The organism is Azospirillum isscasi (assembly GCF_030849505.1).
GTDB classification, from domain to species: domain Bacteria; phylum Pseudomonadota; class Alphaproteobacteria; order Azospirillales; family Azospirillaceae; genus Azospirillum; species Azospirillum isscasi.
Window position 1 is genome coordinate 12840 of the sequence record NZ_JAUJFI010000072.1, and the last position, 14217, is coordinate 27056.

The 14217-nt window shown below is 69.8% G+C and carries 15 protein-coding genes; 3 read left to right on the forward strand and 12 right to left on the reverse strand.

All coding sequences use genetic code 11. The annotated features are described in order from the left end of the window. Nucleotides 1-3: 3 nt before the first annotated feature. The 6 genes from QSG27_RS15515 to QSG27_RS15540 all read right to left on the reverse strand — a co-directional run bounded on the left by QSG27_RS15515 (nt 4) and on the right by QSG27_RS15540 (nt 4347). Nucleotides 4-708, reverse strand: coding sequence for a (5-formylfuran-3-yl)methyl phosphate synthase (locus tag QSG27_RS15515; protein WP_306707610.1), 705 nt, complete (start codon nt 706-708; stop codon nt 4-6). Beyond that, nucleotides 705-1283, reverse strand: coding sequence for a DUF447 domain-containing protein (locus tag QSG27_RS15520; RefSeq protein ID WP_306707612.1), 579 nt, complete (start codon nt 1281-1283; stop codon nt 705-707). Before QSG27_RS15520 ends, QSG27_RS15515 begins: the two co-directional genes overlap by 4 nt. After that, nucleotides 1280-2692, reverse strand: a complete 1413-nt coding sequence (locus QSG27_RS15525) for a DUF6513 domain-containing protein (protein ID WP_306707614.1) — start codon at nt 2690-2692, stop codon at nt 1280-1282. The genes QSG27_RS15520 and QSG27_RS15525 overlap by 4 nt, the downstream gene beginning before the upstream one ends. After that, entirely contained in the window at nt 2685-3323 is a 639-nt protein-coding gene (locus QSG27_RS15530; protein WP_306707616.1) for an amino acid kinase family protein, read from the reverse strand. Before QSG27_RS15530 ends, QSG27_RS15525 begins: the two co-directional genes overlap by 8 nt. Before the next feature lie 8 nt (nt 3324-3331). Then, nucleotides 3332-3754: a dihydroneopterin aldolase gene (locus QSG27_RS15535; protein ID WP_306707618.1), complete on the reverse strand. Its 423-nt coding sequence runs from the start codon at nt 3752-3754 to the stop codon at nt 3332-3334. Nucleotides 3755-3816: 62 nt separating this feature from the next. After that, nucleotides 3817-4347 carry a DUF3280 domain-containing protein gene (locus tag QSG27_RS15540; RefSeq protein ID WP_306707620.1) on the reverse strand — a complete coding sequence of 177 codons (531 nt, stop codon included), beginning with the start codon at nt 4345-4347 and terminating at the stop codon, nt 3817-3819. A gap of 70 nt (nt 4348-4417) precedes the next feature. Here QSG27_RS15540 and QSG27_RS15545 point away from each other — a divergent pair, with 70 nt between their 5' ends. Beyond that, the gene (locus QSG27_RS15545) at nt 4418-5032 is read left to right on the forward strand and encodes a hypothetical protein (protein WP_306707622.1); all 615 of its coding nucleotides are present in this window, start codon (nt 4418-4420) and stop codon (nt 5030-5032) included. A gap of 29 nt (nt 5033-5061) precedes the next feature. Here QSG27_RS15545 and QSG27_RS15550 read toward each other — a convergent pair whose 3' ends face one another. From QSG27_RS15550 to QSG27_RS15560, 3 genes are all read right to left on the reverse strand, one after another. After that, the gene (locus QSG27_RS15550) at nt 5062-6408 is read right to left on the reverse strand and encodes a quinoprotein dehydrogenase-associated putative ABC transporter substrate-binding protein (RefSeq protein WP_306707624.1); all 1347 of its coding nucleotides are present in this window, start codon (nt 6406-6408) and stop codon (nt 5062-5064) included. A gap of 22 nt (nt 6409-6430) precedes the next feature. Further along, nucleotides 6431-6868 carry a c-type cytochrome gene (locus QSG27_RS15555; RefSeq protein WP_306707626.1) on the reverse strand — a complete coding sequence of 146 codons (438 nt, stop codon included), beginning with the start codon at nt 6866-6868 and terminating at the stop codon, nt 6431-6433. A 100-nt stretch (nt 6869-6968) separates the two neighbouring features. Further along, nucleotides 6969-8852 carry a methanol/ethanol family PQQ-dependent dehydrogenase gene (locus QSG27_RS15560; protein WP_306707628.1) on the reverse strand — a complete coding sequence of 628 codons (1884 nt, stop codon included), beginning with the start codon at nt 8850-8852 and terminating at the stop codon, nt 6969-6971. Between the two features lie 505 nt (nt 8853-9357). On the opposite strand from QSG27_RS15560, the gene QSG27_RS15565 reads away from it, so the two are divergent. Both QSG27_RS15565 and QSG27_RS15570 read left to right on the forward strand, forming a co-directional pair. Continuing rightward, complete coding sequence (locus tag QSG27_RS15565; RefSeq protein WP_306707630.1) at nt 9358-9552, forward strand: hypothetical protein; 195 nt, start codon at nt 9358-9360, stop codon at nt 9550-9552. 214 nt (nt 9553-9766) lie between these two features. Further along, entirely contained in the window at nt 9767-9985 is a 219-nt protein-coding gene (locus tag QSG27_RS15570) for a hypothetical protein (protein ID WP_306707632.1), read from the forward strand. Between the two features lie 27 nt (nt 9986-10012). On the opposite strand, the gene QSG27_RS15575 is transcribed toward QSG27_RS15570, so the two are convergent. The 3 genes from QSG27_RS15575 to QSG27_RS15585 form a co-directional block, all read right to left on the reverse strand. Next, a complete protein-coding gene (locus tag QSG27_RS15575; RefSeq protein WP_306707634.1) occupies nt 10013-11428 on the reverse strand; it encodes a UdgX family uracil-DNA binding protein in 1416 nt (471 codons plus the stop codon). Nucleotides 11429-11430: 2 nt separating this feature from the next. After that, complete coding sequence (locus QSG27_RS15580) at nt 11431-12645, reverse strand: putative DNA modification/repair radical SAM protein (protein ID WP_306707636.1); 1215 nt, start codon at nt 12643-12645, stop codon at nt 11431-11433. A 110-nt stretch (nt 12646-12755) separates the two neighbouring features. Continuing rightward, the coding region (locus tag QSG27_RS15585; protein ID WP_306707638.1) for an ABC transporter permease at nt 12756-14217 on the reverse strand (1462 nt) is incomplete at its 5' end.

Here is a 14217-nt window from a genome sequence, read left to right on the forward strand (position 1 = left end):
CGTTCAGGCACTCGCGAGGCGCCGCGGGACGGCGTGGCGGAGGGCCGCCAAGGCGGTCGGGTCCAGCGCGCCGCCCCGGTCCGCGCCGACGCACAAAGCCGTGCGGAAGCCGAGATAATCGGGCGCGAGCGGCAGAAGCGCCGGAACGTCCTCCCGGCGCAGCGAGCCGGCAAGGCCGGTGAGCAGGCCGAGGCCGCGTGCCTGCTCCACGAAGCGCGCCAGTTCGCCATTCGTCTTGTGCCGCAGCAGGCCGCCCGCTCCCTTTCCGGCGGTGTCGAGCATGGCGCCAACGAAGCCGGCCTGCGCGAGGTCGGGAAGCAGGCGGTTGGCGTCGGTCCAGAGATCGGCGAACAGCATGGCGACGATCCGGGCACCACGCCGTGCCTCCGGTTCCAGCGCGGCCACACAGGCCGCCGGATCGCCGGACGGACACAGGCCGATCTTTACATAATCGACGCCGCAGGCCCAGGTTTCGGCGACCCGCCCCGTCACCGCCGCGGGGGCCATCGGCAGGTCGCCCACGGTGGCGCTCAGCGGCGGGCGGACGGGCCACCGGCGGGCCTCACGAACGGCGCGGGCGATGCCGTCCAGCGGCCATGCGCCGAGCGCACCGGCCTTGGGGTCCTTCAAATCCAGGATGTCCGCCCCGCCCCGCGCGGCAAGGGTGAGTTCGTCCAGGGTCGCGACGCTCGCCAGCAGCCGGGTCATGCGGCGCCGCCCCCGCCCGCGCGGTGCTCGGCGATGCGGTCGAGCAGCCAGCCCCAGGCTTCAAGCTCCACGGGACCGGCGGTCTTGCCGATGGCGATGGACAGATAGTCGATCTCGCGGTCGATCTTTTCGGACGGCAGGAGATGCAGGCGGCTGACCAGGATCGCCCCCTCGACCACAGCCGCCTGCGCCCGGTTGAAGCCGCGGAACGGGCGGTGGGTGACGCGGTGCACCGGACGGCACTCCAGGCGGGGGCGCACGCCGTCATCCTCCACCGCGGCCACCTCCACCTCCTCGTGTGCCAGCGCAGCGGCGAGCACGGCACCGCGGATGCGCTCCGCCGGAACGGTCGGCCAGCCGCGCCGCCGCCCGGTGACGCAGCCGGCGAACACCCGCACGTCGTCGGTGAAGTTCACCACCGCGCAGCGCGTGGCGAGCAGGTTGTCGAGCGTGCGCGACGGGCGGAAGGGCGCCAGGACATAGCCGGTCTCCGTCACCGTGGCGCCCATGGGGGCGACATGGACGTTTCCCGCGGCATCGCAGCTCGTGATGATGGTTTCGCGGATGAAGGTCACGTCTTGCGGCCCTCCGGCTTCGGCGGGCGCGTCGTTCCCGGGGCGTGAAACCCGGACGGCTCCTCGCCCGGCGCGTCCACCGCCACGCCCCAGCGCAGTTCGCTGTCCTGGCTGTAGCGCTTGCCGAGCTGCCGGGCGACATGGGCGCGCGACAGCTCCACCCCGAGATAGAAGGCGTGCCCGGGATCGCCGCGGGTGTCGATGTGCGGGAACAGGGCGAAGGGATCGCCGGCCACATGGTGCCCATCGCGGTTGTAGAGATGGACCCCACGTTCCGTCACCTCGATCCGGTAGTTCGGGTCGCGGATGCGGGCGGCGAGGTCCGCCACCTGTTCCGGCGTGCTGACGAAGGGCTTGCGGTCGCGCAGGCAGAGCAGGGCGTCGCCGAAGTTGCGGGGCAGGGCGCCGGCCTCCGCGGCGGCGAAGAACTGGCGGCGCGCCGCGTCGAACTCGCGGATGGTCCGGCGGCAATGGGGGCTGACCTGCACCGCCAGGACATGGTCGATCCGCAGTTCGGAGACGATTCCCATCAGCAGCGCGATCATCCCCGGCGTGTCGGCGTCGGTCAGCTCGGTCACGTTTCCGACACCCATCAGGATTTCCAGGTCGGGATGGCGCGCCCGGATGTCGCGGTAGCGGAGCAGGGAATCGGTGAAGCCGTAATGGATCGGCTCCAGGATCGGGTCGGCGATGCAGCGCCGCCCCTCCCCGCGGATCGCGTCCAGCGCCCGGTCAAGCGATGGCAGGTCGCTGGGCGTGGTGGGGATGACGACAGGCACCGCGTCGGTCTCGCGGGCGACCCAGGCCGTCGCCTCGGTCAGGCTCAGCAGGTAGGAGGCGCCGGCTTCCGCGCCGCGCAGCAACTCCTTGGGATCGAGGGAATCGACGCTGACCGTGTGGCCGGCGTCGCGCAGCGCCGTCACCGCCGCCTCCAGATGGGGAAAGGGGTGGTCGGGCAGCCCGCCGAGGTCGATCACGTCGGCCCCGTCCGCCTTGAACCGGGCCGCGCGGTCCAGGATGGCCGCCACGTCGAGCAGCGGCGCCTCGACGATCTCGGCGAAGATTTTCGTATGGTAGCGGCTGAGATCGACCGGGGCGGCCCGTCGCCGGAAATGCTGGGGCAGGTCCTCCAACTCGTCGGGACCGCGCTCGAACGGCACGCCGAAATGGGCGGACAGCCGGTCGAGGTCGCCGCGGAACCGTCCCGGCAGAAGCACGCGGTCGGCGCCTTCGGTCGAGGCGAGGCGGCGCAGCACGATCTCCGTCGTGGCCAGCGCGGCGACCTTGATGCCAAGATTGACCACGGTGGTCCGGAACTCCAGCGGCTCCAGCGCGGCGAGAACGCGGCGCAGGCGCGGTTCGGCCAGCTCGCCCGTCAGGAACAGGATGTGGCCGGGCGCTTCAGCCATTGATGGCCCCGGTCAGGCGGGTTCCGCACGGGGTGCCGTGGTCCAGCGCCTCGGCGAAGCGCCGGTGATCGTCCCGCGGCACGCACCAGACGGTCCCGCCGAAACGGGCCATGCGGCCGGGCAGGGCCGGGTCGACGACGCCGTCCTCAACGAGTTGGGTCACCGGGGCGGCGGTGTCCGGCAGGGGAACGGACTTGACCAGGACCGCGCAGGCGGCGCCGAGCGCGCCGGCCAGCCAGACCGCCAGGCTGTCGGACGTGACGTCCCAGCTTTCCGCCACGTCGGCCTCGCCCGCCAGGGGAAGCGGCATCCAGACGGTCGGGCTGGGCAGGCCGCGCAGGTCGGCAGGTGTGCGGGCGGGGGTCAGCCGCGGCTCCAGGTCGGCCAGGGCGGTCCCGTACTGCTCCATCGCCAGCAGCGCCATGCGGTGCGCGGCGCGGTCGCCGAAGCCGGGCGCCGGCTGGGCGTCGCGCACGGCGTCGGCGAAGGGACCGCCGCCGGGGACGACCACGACCCGCAGGCGCCGCGCCGCGGCCAGGATCTCCAGCCAGCGCCGCAGTTCCGGCGCGCGCCACAGGCTGCCGCCCAGCTTCACGACCCACAGCGGCGCGCTGCCCCTGCCCCCGCTCATGACTCCGCTCATGCTCCCTCTGGCCGGGAGCGCTCGATGACCACGCCGACGCCGCCGGATTCCGGCACGACGTCCAGCTTCTCCACCTGCACGCGCGCCCGGGTGACGCTCGGGATGGAGAAGCACAGGGCGAGGATCCGCTCGCCCAGCGTTTCGACGAGGTGCACATGCCCGCCGTCGCGGAGCGCGCGGATGCCGTCGATCAGGAAATCGTAGGACAGCACCTCGTCCAGGCTGTCGGTCATCGGGCGGTCGGGCCAGGGGAGGGTCAGCGCGACGTTGATCCGGACGCGCTGCGTGCGCCCCTTCTCCTGGTCCCAGACCCCGATCCTGAACTGGTCCACATAGTCGCGCAGGGTGATGTCGTAATACCGGACGGGGCTCGCCGCCGGGCGGTACGGCACATAGGAGAGCAAAGCGTCGTCGGCCAAGCGATCCTCCTCCCCGTGTCGGGCGAAGGTCGGTTCCCTCCGCTCCGGATGCCTTGGGTTCGTCACCGGTCGGACGGCGATGCGGCCAGAAGGCGGTGGCGCAGCAGCCATTCGACGCCGCGCCGCCAGGACCGCTCGTTGTCGCCGCGGATGTCGGCGTTTCCGACGGCGACGATATCAGCGCCGGCTTCGCCGCCATTGCCGCCGCCGTTTTCGGCGGTTCCGACGCGGCGCATTATAATCTGCATGTTCAGGATCAGCGTGCTGATCTTATGGATGAAACCCGTCACCACGATGTCCGCGCCCGCCCGGCGCGCGAGGTCGAGTTCGCATCCGTTGCACAGGCGCAGCGACTCCGGCACGTCGGCGGCGATGCTGCTCTCGCGGGCGCCGGTCACCTCATAGCCGCCGTCCCTCAGCCCGTCGCGCAGGAGCGCCGTCAGCCGCTCCAGCCGTCCGGGATGGTCCGGGGCGGGCTCCTCCTGGCTGGTGTCGACCAGTTCGAACTCGAAGACCAGGACCTTGACCGGCGCCTCCGCCGCGGCTGGGGCCAGGGATGCCGGCAGCAGCGCCACGGACAGGATCGCCGCCATGACCAAATTCGCCGGCCTTATCCGAATGACCGGATGGGCAGGCCGGACCGATATCCTGCAGAATCGAACCATGCGTCACCGCTCCGCTCTTCTTGCCGCCGCGTTCCTCACCTTGGCGTCCGTCCCGGCGGGCGCCGCCGGGAGCGATCCGGAGTGGCCCTGCGTCCAGGTCCTGGTTCCAACCCTGTCGTCCGGCCAGATCTGGCCCGGCGATCCCATCGAAGGCAAGGAGGGGGACTGGCGCGACATCCCCGGCACCGAGCCGGTTCTGAAGCGGATCCTCGACCGCCGGCTCGATCCGGAGCAGGAACAGGCGGCGATCGACCGCTTCGCCGATCAATGGGACGGCGCCGGTTCGGGCTTCGACCGCAACGCGGCCCTCACCGCCCTCTTCGCCGGCGCCTTCGACGCGCTCAACCGCGAACGCGGGCAGGCCATCTCCGCCATCCGGCGCTACGCCCACCAGCAGCGCGAACTGCTCGACAGCATCGACAAGGCGTTGACCCGTCTCAACGGGCTTTCCGCCGACGCCCCCGAGGCGGCGGCCCTGAAGGAGGACATCGCCTGGAGGCGGCGCATCCTCGACGAGCGGCGGCGCAACCAGTCGGCGCTGTGCGATCAGCCGGTCCAGCTCGAACAGAAGGCGGGCCGCATCGCCCGCGACATCGCCGCCCGCCTGGACTGAAGCCCGCCTGGACTGAACATGGGGCGGGATCAATGCGACGTGCCGGCGGCGAAGGGCTGCACCGTCTCCAGCGCGTAGCCCGCCTCCTGCCACCGCATCGCCCCATCGGAATACCAGTAGACGTTGCCGTAGCCCCACTCCACGGCGCGCTTCGCGGCGTTCCAGGACATCCAGCAGTCCGGCTCGCAGAAGAAGACCAGCGGTACCGCTCGGTCCCCCTTGCTCAGCGTCTCCAGACCGGCGCGGAAATAGCGCTCCTGCTCTCCGGATAGGCTGCCGTAGCCGACGTTGGGCAGCCAGACCGCTCCCGGCAGGCTGCGGCGGGGCGGCGGCACCCACACCGCCGGTTCCGGGCGGTCCGCCGGGCGCGGCGGCGCCGGCATCACGTCGATCAGGCGCGCCTCCGGAACGCGCTCGATCAGCCGGCGCAGCTCGGCCAGGGTCACGGTGGAGGCGCCGGACAGTCCGGCGGGGGTCGGGGCGCGGTACTGATCCATCCGGTAGCCCGGCGGTTCCATGGCCGCCGCCGTCTTCAGCGCGCCGTCCGGGCCGATGATCGGGACGTGATAGCGCAGCAGGATGCGGTCGATGTCGTCCTGGCGGCGCTTGATGAAATCGTTGAGCCAGTGCTTCCACTCCGGCTCGTCGGCGCGGATGCCCATGGAGATGTTGAATTGCAGCCGGGCCGCCGCCGGTTCCCGGATCAGCGGCACGACGGTCAGCGGTTCCGCCTGCTGGGCGGCGAAATAGCCGGCGATCGGCCCCCAGATCACCGCGGCGTCGGTCTTCCCGCTCGCCACATCCTCGATGGCGTCGCGGGCCGGGTTGTTGGCGCGCGTGTCGGTGTTGAGCTGGTAGGGCTCGGTCCGGGTGATGCCGTAAAGCCGCAGGAGGTTGACGGCGGGGGTCTTCTCCACGACGCCGATGCGGGCGTCCTTCAGGGACGGGTCGCCCACGCTGTCCGCCCGGATGCCCGACTTCGTGCGGTAGACGAGGGAATAGACGGTCCGGTAGTACGGGTTGGTGTTCTGCATCAGCTCCTCGCCGGACGCCGTGCCCATCACGAGGTCGCACTGCCGCGCGCGCAGCGTGTTGCGGACGAAACCGATGGTCTGGGGCCACCAGTGGTAGGTCACCGGCTTCTTCAGATCCTCCCCGATCAGCCGGGCGATCTCGTTCTCGAAGCCCTCCAGCCTCTCGTTCGAGTAGGGCAGCAGGTTGCCGTCGGCGCAGACCCGCACCGTCTCGCGCTCCGTCACCTCGACGGCCAGGGCCGGCGATGCCGCGGCGCAGGCGAGGATGGCGGCGGCGAGCATGGCGGCGGCGGAAGGAACGCCCCGGCGCAGCGCCGGAATGAGCGTTGCCGGATGTGCCATGAAGTTCCCCCCCTTTCCCGTATCAGCCGCCGAGGCGTTGCGGACGTCCGCCGGGCAGCGCGCCGTCCGCCCGCGCTTTCAGATAGCGGTAGATGTCGTCCAGATGGTCCATGATGTTCGGGTCCAGCCCGAAGGAGGGCATCACCTTGTCACCGGTGGCGCCCTGGTTCTGGCGGCCGTTGACGACGACCTCCTTGAACTCGTCGTAGCTGAGGCGCTTCAGCGAGTCCGCGAGGCTGGGAGCGAAGGACGACCCCGATGCGTCGAAGCCGTGGCAGGTGTGGCAGGTCGCGTGGAAGCGGCGGTAGCCGTTGTAGGTTCCCTTGTCCACCTGACCGTCCTTGACGATGTAGGTCGGCGTCCCGTCGGGGGCCGTGGGCGCATCCTGTGCCAAGGCGGCGAAACAGGCGACGGTGCCCGCCGTGAGCACACCGGTCAGCAAGCCAAGTCTGCGTTTCATGGATGTCGAGTTCCTTGCCCGGAAGCCGGGTCCCAGTAAATGCCGAAAGCCATAAAGCAAAGCCCCCGGTGCGTTGCGGCACCGGGGGCAGGTCAGCCGATCACTTCTGGTCCGGAACGTGGAACACCGTCAGAACGCCGCCGAGCTGGGTGTATTCGCCCAGCGACTGGTGGGCGCCGACCGCGCCGAGGCCGGCGGTCGCCACCCCCATGCCCTCGGTGTGGCCGGGATGGACGGCGTTGTGCCACGCCTGCGCCCCGGCCTCCTGGGTCAGGCCCGCGGCAAGGCCGATGCCGGCCCAGCCGCCGACCCCGGACAGGACGGCCACATACTGCTTGCCGTTGTGGGTGTAGGTGTTGATGTTGCCGATGATGCCGGACGGCGTCTTGAACCGCCACAGCTCCTTGCCGTCCTTCATGTCGACGGCGACGAGGTAGCCTTCCAGCGTCCCGTAATAGGCCACGCCGCCCTTGGTGGACAGGGCGCCGCTCCACACCGCGAACCGTTCGGGCCGCGACCACACGATCTTGCCCGCCGCGGCGTCCCAGGCGATGAAGTTGCCCATGCCGCCGTGCGAATTCGGCGTCGGATACATGGAGACGGTCGAGCCGACATAGGCCTGACCCGCCGTGTAGGAGACGGAGAACGGTTCGTAGTCCATGCAGATGTGGTTGGTCGGAACGTAGAACAGGCCGGTGTCGGGCGAGAAGGACGCCGGCTGCTGGTCCTTGGTGCCGAGGGCGGCGGGGCAGACCGCAGCGGTGTTCTTGTCCTCGCCGTTGGCGAAGGTGCTGTATTTGTCGACGACGTTCGGGCGCCCGGTCTTCATGTCCACGTCGGTCGCCCAGTTGACCGTCGGGTCGTACTTCTGCGCCACGAGCAGTTCGCCGGTCGCCCGGTCCAGCGTGTAGGCGAAGCCGTTGCGGTCGAAGTTGACCAGCACCTTGCGCTGCTGGCCGTTCATGGGAATGTCGGCCAGGATGTTCTCGTTCACCCCGTCGAAGTCCCATTCGTCGAAGGGCGTCTTCTGGTAGACCCACTTCGCCTCCCCGGTGTCGGGATCGCGGGCGAAGATGGTCATCGACCATTTGTTGTCGCTCTTGGCCCGGTCCTTGTCGACGGCCCGCTGGGTCGGGTTCCAGGTGCCGGGGTTGCCGGTGCCGTAATAGATCAGGTTGAGCGCCGGATCGTAGGTGTACCAGCCCCAGGTGGTCCCGCCGCCGCGCTTCCATTCGTCGCCCGGCCAGGTCGAGACGCCGAGGTCCTTCTGCCCGATGGGCTTGCCCATCATCATCGTCTTCGACGGGTCGATCTTCACGTCGGCGTCGGGGCCGGTCGAGAAGGCACGCCACACCATCTTGCCGCTGTTCGTGTCGTAGGCCGTCAGATGCCCGCGCACGCCGAACTCGCCGCCGCTGATGCCGACGAAGACCTTGTCCTTGACCACCAGCGGGGCCGCCGTCAGGGTCTCGCCCTTGGTGTGGTCGCCGTTCTTGACCTTCCACATCTCCTTGCCGGTCTTGGCGTCAAGGGCGACCAGCGTGTTGTCCGCCTGCGCCAGGAAGACCCTGCCGTCCGCGACCGCGACGCCGCGGTTGACCGTGTCGCAGCACATGACGGGGATGACGGTCGGGTCCTGGACCGACTCATACTTCCAGATGACCCGTCCGGGATTGTTCAGATCCAGCGCGAAGACCTTGTTGGGGAACGGCGTGTGAATGTACATCACGTCGCCGACGACGATCGGCCCGCCTTCATGGCCGCGCAGGACACCGGTCGAGAACGACCAGGCGACCTGGAGGTTCTTGACGTTGTTGGTGGTGATCTGGTCGAGTGGACTGTAACGCTGCCCGGCGTAGTTGCCGAGCTGGGAAGCCCAGTTGTTCGGGTTCGCTTCGTTCTTCAGAATACTGTCGTTCGCCGAGACCGAGCCGGCTGCGAAGATGGCAACCGACGCCAGAAGCCATCGAGACAACACCTTCATGACGATCCCTCCCGTGGTGGCGCTTATTGTTACCCAAAAACCAATGAGCCCAAAAAAATGGGCTTGTGCTTGTGAGCGCGGCACTGAATGCAGGCGGATGGTGTCGCGCGGATGTCATCGCGCGGAATGTCTCATTCTGAATTGAAAACTCAGAACATCTGACGCCAAATTGGGACTTAATGCTATATTGGGACCATGTTCTCGTCAAGGCTCTGCCGAATAGAAAACGCAAAACAATCTGCCAATGACAGTTTTCGCCGCGGGCGGACGCAAATAGGTGGTAATGGAATAATCCTTGGAAATATGATTTTGCGATTTATTTATTTGCAGTTTTCAGCGCTCGTTTGTGCATGGCAGCAATATTTGCTGCGATGCAACGCGACCGGCCGCGCTGCCGACAAACGCGGCGCCGTTTGTTGATAGCGTTGTTCCGGCCTTCGTCCGCCCTTTGGCGGCTTTGCCGAAGGTGCCGGTTTATCGGTATCTCCCACAGGAATGACGAGCCATGTTTGAACTGGTTCTGGTGATCTGTCTGGCCTTGCGGCCGGACCAATGCGCCATCGAGCGTCCCCCGTCCGTCGAGCGCTTCCCGACCGCGATGGAGTGCACGCGCAACAGCTATGTCCACGTCGTGCATTGGCTGATGGAGCATCCCGCCTGGAACGTCCGCCAGTGGCGGTGTGAACAGCCCGGGGCGTGACGCTCCGCTCCGCCATCGTCGCCATCGGGTTCGCGGTCTCCCGACGTTTAGGCATTGCTAACCTTTGATGCCTAATGATTCGGCGCGCCTGTGGATTGGCTCATTTTTGGGCGGCCGGATTTCCGGCAGCATGCCCCCGGTCGTGGGCATGGCATACGGCTTGCGTAGGCCGATCCTGTTGGCACATGCGTGCTGTTGCACTTTGGAGCGCCCGATGTTCGTTACCTTGTCGATGATCTTCTGCCTGGCGTCCGATCCGACCCAGTGCCGGACCGTCAGCCCGGTGATCCCGGATGATGAGCCGCTGACCATGTCCAGTTGCCCGATCGCCGGTCAGATCGAAAGCGCGAAATGGGTCAACGATCATCCCAAGTACGAGCTTCAACGCATCCAATGCACGGTGGGCAAGCGGTTCAAGCAGCAGGGCGCGTAAGACCCGGGTCCGGCGGGGACGGCCCGGTCACCGCCGGCCCCTTGCCAGCGCCGCGGCCCGGCGCAGGTCGGCGACGAAATCCGCCTGCGCCTTCCGCCGTTCCGCTTCCTCCGGGAGCCTCAGGAGGTGGGACGGGTGAACGGTGACGAAGCCGTCCCACCCATCGAAGGCCATCGGTCCCCGCTCGCGCAGCACCGGGACGGCCCGGCCCGTCAGCGCCAGGGCCGCGGTCGCCCCCAGAGCGACGACGAGGCGCGGGCGGACGAATCCCAGCTCCGTCAGAAGCCACCAGCGGTAATGCTTGATCTCCCCGGCGGTGGGGGACTGGTGGATGCGCCGCTTGCCCCGCTGAACGAACTTGAAGTGCTTGACCGCGTTGGTCAGGTAGACGCCGTTGCGGTCGATGCCGGCCTCCGCCAGCGCGGCGGTCAGCAATTGCCCGGCGGGGCCGACGAAGGGGCGGCCTTCGCGGTCCTCCCGGTCGCCCGGCTGTTCGCCGACGAAGGCGATGGCGGCCCCCTCCGGCCCCTCGCCGGTCACCGCCTGCGTCGCCCCCGGCACCAACGGTTCGGAGCGCCGGATCAGGCTGTTCAACTCCTCCAGATTCGCCGGGGCCTGCCGGGCCATGGCCGCCACGGCCTTTTCGGGCGTGCGGCGGCGCGGGATGGCGGCCTCCGCCTCCAGCATCGCCTGGACGCGGGCGGGGGCCGAGCGGATCAGGGCGGGGATGGCCGCCGTCTCCGGCATGTTGGCCCAGTATTTCCGCGGCATCTCCGCCCGCATGGCCGCCGGGTTGACCCGCGCCGGGTTGAAGGTGCTCTCGTAATAGCGTTGCCAGCCCTCGGCGAAGCGGTCGTCCGCCGGCGAGTCCGGACGCTCGGCGGGCGGGCCGCTCATCAGGCGTTGGCGGTCCCAGTGCAGCGAGCCCTTCGGCGTCAGGATCGTCCACACCATGCTTTCGAAACGCTCGACGAAGAAGGGGGCGACGGCCTCGACGATGTGGTGGTCGGGTTCGAACCACGCGGCGTAGCGCTCCCCGCCGTCCGGGTCCGGCACCGTGTGGAAGCGCAGGAAGGCGTGCATCTTGTGGATGTCCCGCCGCACCGCCTTGTCCAGCCGCTCCAGCCGGTGCACCAGCGGGTCGGCGTGCCGGTCGAGCAGCGCCCGCTCCCCGTTCAGCACCCGCCAGACCAGCCGGTAGAGCAGGGCGTAGCGCTCCGGATCGCTGTGGCACACCACGGTTTCGATCAGCCGCCCGACCGCCTGCGGCAGGCGGACCGGCGCGCCGTCCGCGGGGGACGCCCCCGCGGCGGCCCCGAACAGCGACGGGGCGCCGGCGCTCCACAGCACCTCGTCGGGGGCCGCCCGGGCGGCGGCGAGGCGGCGCACCGCCCGGCGGAAACCGTCGAGGTCGGCCCCCTCCTGCAAGGCGATCGGATGCATCGTCAGAACAGGCTCAACTGGCTGGACGGCGTCACCAGCCGCCGGCGCAGATCCAGCCGGTCGGTCAGCCCGCCCGTGGGGTGGTAATCGGCGGCGATCAGGAAGGGACGCGACCGCCGCAGCCCCGACGACAGCCGCGCCAAATCCTCCATCCGCAGGCGGGCGTGGCGGCGGGCCGACAGGATCTTGTCCACGGCGCGGGCGCCCAGGCCCGGCACCCGCAGCAGCATCTCGCGGTCGGCGCGGTTGACGTCCACCGGGAAGCGCTCCCGGTTCTTCAGCGCCCAGGCCAGCTTCGGGTCGATGCCGAGGTCGAGCATGCCGTTCTCGCCGCCGGACGCGATCTCCTCCACCGTGAAGCCGTAATAGCGCAGCAGCCAGTCGGCCTGATACAGCCGGTTCTCCCGTTGCAGGGGCGGCGGCTTGACCGGCAGGACCGAGCTGGCCTCCGGGATCGGGCTGAAGGCGGAGTAGTAGACGCGGCGCAGCCCATAGCGCTGGTAGAGCGTGCCGCTGGTTTCCAGAACCGAGCGGTCGGTGGCGTCGTCGGCGCCGACGATCAACTGGGTGCTCTGGCCGGCGGGGGAAAAGCGGCGCCGCTCCTCCCTGGCCTCCAGGATGCGCTCGTTGACCTGTCCCATCGCCGCCTTGATGGTGCCGCCGTTCTTTTCCGGCGCGAAGGCCTTCAGGCTGTGGTCGGACGGGAGTTCGAGGTTGATCGACAGACGGTCCGCCCACAGCCCGGCCTGCTCGATCAGCCAGGGGCTGGCTTCGGGGATGGTCTTCAGGTGGATGTAGCCGGCGAAGCCATGGTCGCGCCGCAGCGTCCGCGCCACCAGCATCATCTGCTCCATGGTGTGGTCCGGCGAGCGGATGATGCCGGAGGACAGGAACAGCCCCTCGATGCAGTTGCGCTTGTAGAAGCCGAGGGTCAGCCGCACCACCTCCTCCACCGTGAAGCGGGCGCGGCGCACGTTGGAGGAGCGCCGGTTGATGCAGTACACGCAATCGAACAGGCAGTGGTTGGTCAGCAGGATCTTCAGAAGCGAGACGCAGCGCCCGTCCGGGGTGTAGGCGTGGCAGATTCCGGATCCGGTCGTGGAACCCAGCCCCTCCTTGCCGCCGCGGCGCGGCTTGGCGCCGGACGAGGCGCAGGAGGCGTCGTATTTCGCCGCATCGGCCAGAATGCCGAGCTTCTCGATCAAGGCGTCGTCCATCATCCCTTCCCCGCATCCGCAAGCGTTCTTAATATGTTCTTGTGGGGTGGGAAGGCAAGCGGCCGTTGTGGCGGGACGATGGCGGGACGATGGCCGGACGGACCGGCGGATCAGGCGGACAGGCCGCCGCTGTGCAAATGCCGCATCACGTCCTTCCGGGGGAGGCACGCCACCAGGGCGGCCCCGGCCGCCGCCATGGCGGCGACGGCGCCGAGAAAGGCGGCCAGGGGGATCGCGGCTCCGGGCAGGGGGGCGTCCTCTGCGAGGCCCGCGATCACGGCGGCTCCGCCAAGCCAGCCGAGCGGCACCGCCACCGTGGCGACGGCGGCGCCCAGAAGGACGAATTCCAGAACCACGGCCCGAACCATCGCGCGCCGCCCAGCCCCGAGAGCGTGCAGGATCGCCATCTCGTGAAGCCTCCGCCGCGCGCTGTCGGCAACGGCGCCCAGAAGAACCACCCCGGCGGCACCCAGCGCAACGGCGGACAGGCCATCCAGAAGCCGGCGGACGGACCGGACGGTGGCGCCGAACGTGTCCAGCACCTCCGCCACGCGGACCGCGGGGGCTTGCGGGACGGCCTGCGCCGCCGCGGCTTCCACCGCCGGAACCGCGTCGGGTGCCGACCAGACGGCGGCGACGAGGCTGTGCGGGGGCGGTTCGGCGAAGGGGGAGAGAAGGATCGGGAAATCCAGGCCGAGCCGCGTCCAGTCGATGCGGCGGAGGTTGGCGACCGTCGCGGTCACCGGACCGCCCGCCAGGGCCAGCGTGACGGTGTCCCCCACCGCCAGCCCCAGCCGGCGGGCCACTTGAGCGTCCAGCGAGGCGAGCGGCGGGCCGGCGTAACCCGCCGGCCACCAAGTTCCCGCGACGATCCGGTCCGTGGCGGCGGGGCGGTCGCGCCAGGACAGGCCGCGGTCGCCGCGCACCGCCCAGGCCACGGAACGTGGGGCGTCCGCTTCGGCGATGGCGGCGCCGTTGACGCGGCTGATCCGGGCGTGCAGGAACGGCACCGTCTCGATCCGCGCGACGCCGGGCAGGGCGGTCAGGCGTTCGCTCAGGCGCCCGCCGTCCTGCGGGGGGATGTTCAGAAGGACGAGGGAGGGCGTTTCCGCCGGCAGCGTCGCCTCGACATGCTGGGCTGCCGAGCGTCCGATCACGCCGACCGCCACCAGCAGGGTCAGGCCGATCCCCAGCGCGACGGCCACCGGAACGGTCGGTGCGCCGGGCCGCCCCAGGTTGGCGACGGCCAGCCGGACCACCGCCCGCCGCCCGTGCGCGACGTGGCGGGCCACCCGCGCCAGCCCTCTCCCGAGAAATGCGAATCCCGCCGCCGTCAGACCGGCGATGAGGAGGAACGCCAGGACCGCGACCGGCATGCCCGTCCAGGCCGCGAGCAGGCCGGCGAGCGTCAGCCCGAGAAGCGCGACGGCGCCGCGGACCCGCCACCCCGGCGGCTTCGGCGGGCCATCCACCGGCCCTCGCCAGATCGCGGCGCAGCTGGTCCCGGTGGCGCGGGCCAGCGGCGGCACGGCGCAAAGGAGCGCCGCCAGCAGCCCCACCGCCGCCGCCAGA

Excerpts from the sequence above, each read along its gene's own strand:
- QSG27_RS15515 (WP_306707610.1), bottom strand. The coding sequence starts at position 708 with ATGACCCGGCTGCTGGCGAGCGTCGCGACCCTGGACGAACTCACCCTT.
- QSG27_RS15525 (WP_306707614.1), bottom strand. The coding sequence starts at position 2,692 with ATGGCTGAAGCGCCCGGCCACATCCTGTTCCTGACGGGCGAGCTGGCC.
- QSG27_RS15530 (WP_306707616.1), bottom strand. The coding sequence starts at position 3,323 with ATGAGCGGGGGCAGGGGCAGCGCGCCGCTGTGGGTCGTGAAGCTGGGC.
- QSG27_RS15540 (WP_306707620.1), bottom strand. The coding sequence starts at position 4,347 with ATGGCGGCGATCCTGTCCGTGGCGCTGCTGCCGGCATCCCTGGCCCCA.
- QSG27_RS15545 (WP_306707622.1), top strand. The coding sequence starts at position 4,418 with ATGCGTCACCGCTCCGCTCTTCTTGCCGCCGCGTTCCTCACCTTGGCG.
- QSG27_RS15550 (WP_306707624.1), bottom strand. The coding sequence starts at position 6,408 with ATGGCACATCCGGCAACGCTCATTCCGGCGCTGCGCCGGGGCGTTCCT.
- QSG27_RS15555 (WP_306707626.1), bottom strand. The coding sequence starts at position 6,868 with ATGAAACGCAGACTTGGCTTGCTGACCGGTGTGCTCACGGCGGGCACC.
- QSG27_RS15560 (WP_306707628.1), bottom strand. The coding sequence starts at position 8,852 with ATGAAGGTGTTGTCTCGATGGCTTCTGGCGTCGGTTGCCATCTTCGCA.
- QSG27_RS15565 (WP_306707630.1), top strand. The coding sequence starts at position 9,358 with ATGTTTGAACTGGTTCTGGTGATCTGTCTGGCCTTGCGGCCGGACCAA.
- QSG27_RS15570 (WP_306707632.1), top strand. The coding sequence starts at position 9,767 with ATGTTCGTTACCTTGTCGATGATCTTCTGCCTGGCGTCCGATCCGACC.
- QSG27_RS15575 (WP_306707634.1), bottom strand. The coding sequence starts at position 11,428 with ATGCATCCGATCGCCTTGCAGGAGGGGGCCGACCTCGACGGTTTCCGC.
- QSG27_RS15580 (WP_306707636.1), bottom strand. The coding sequence starts at position 12,645 with ATGGACGACGCCTTGATCGAGAAGCTCGGCATTCTGGCCGATGCGGCG.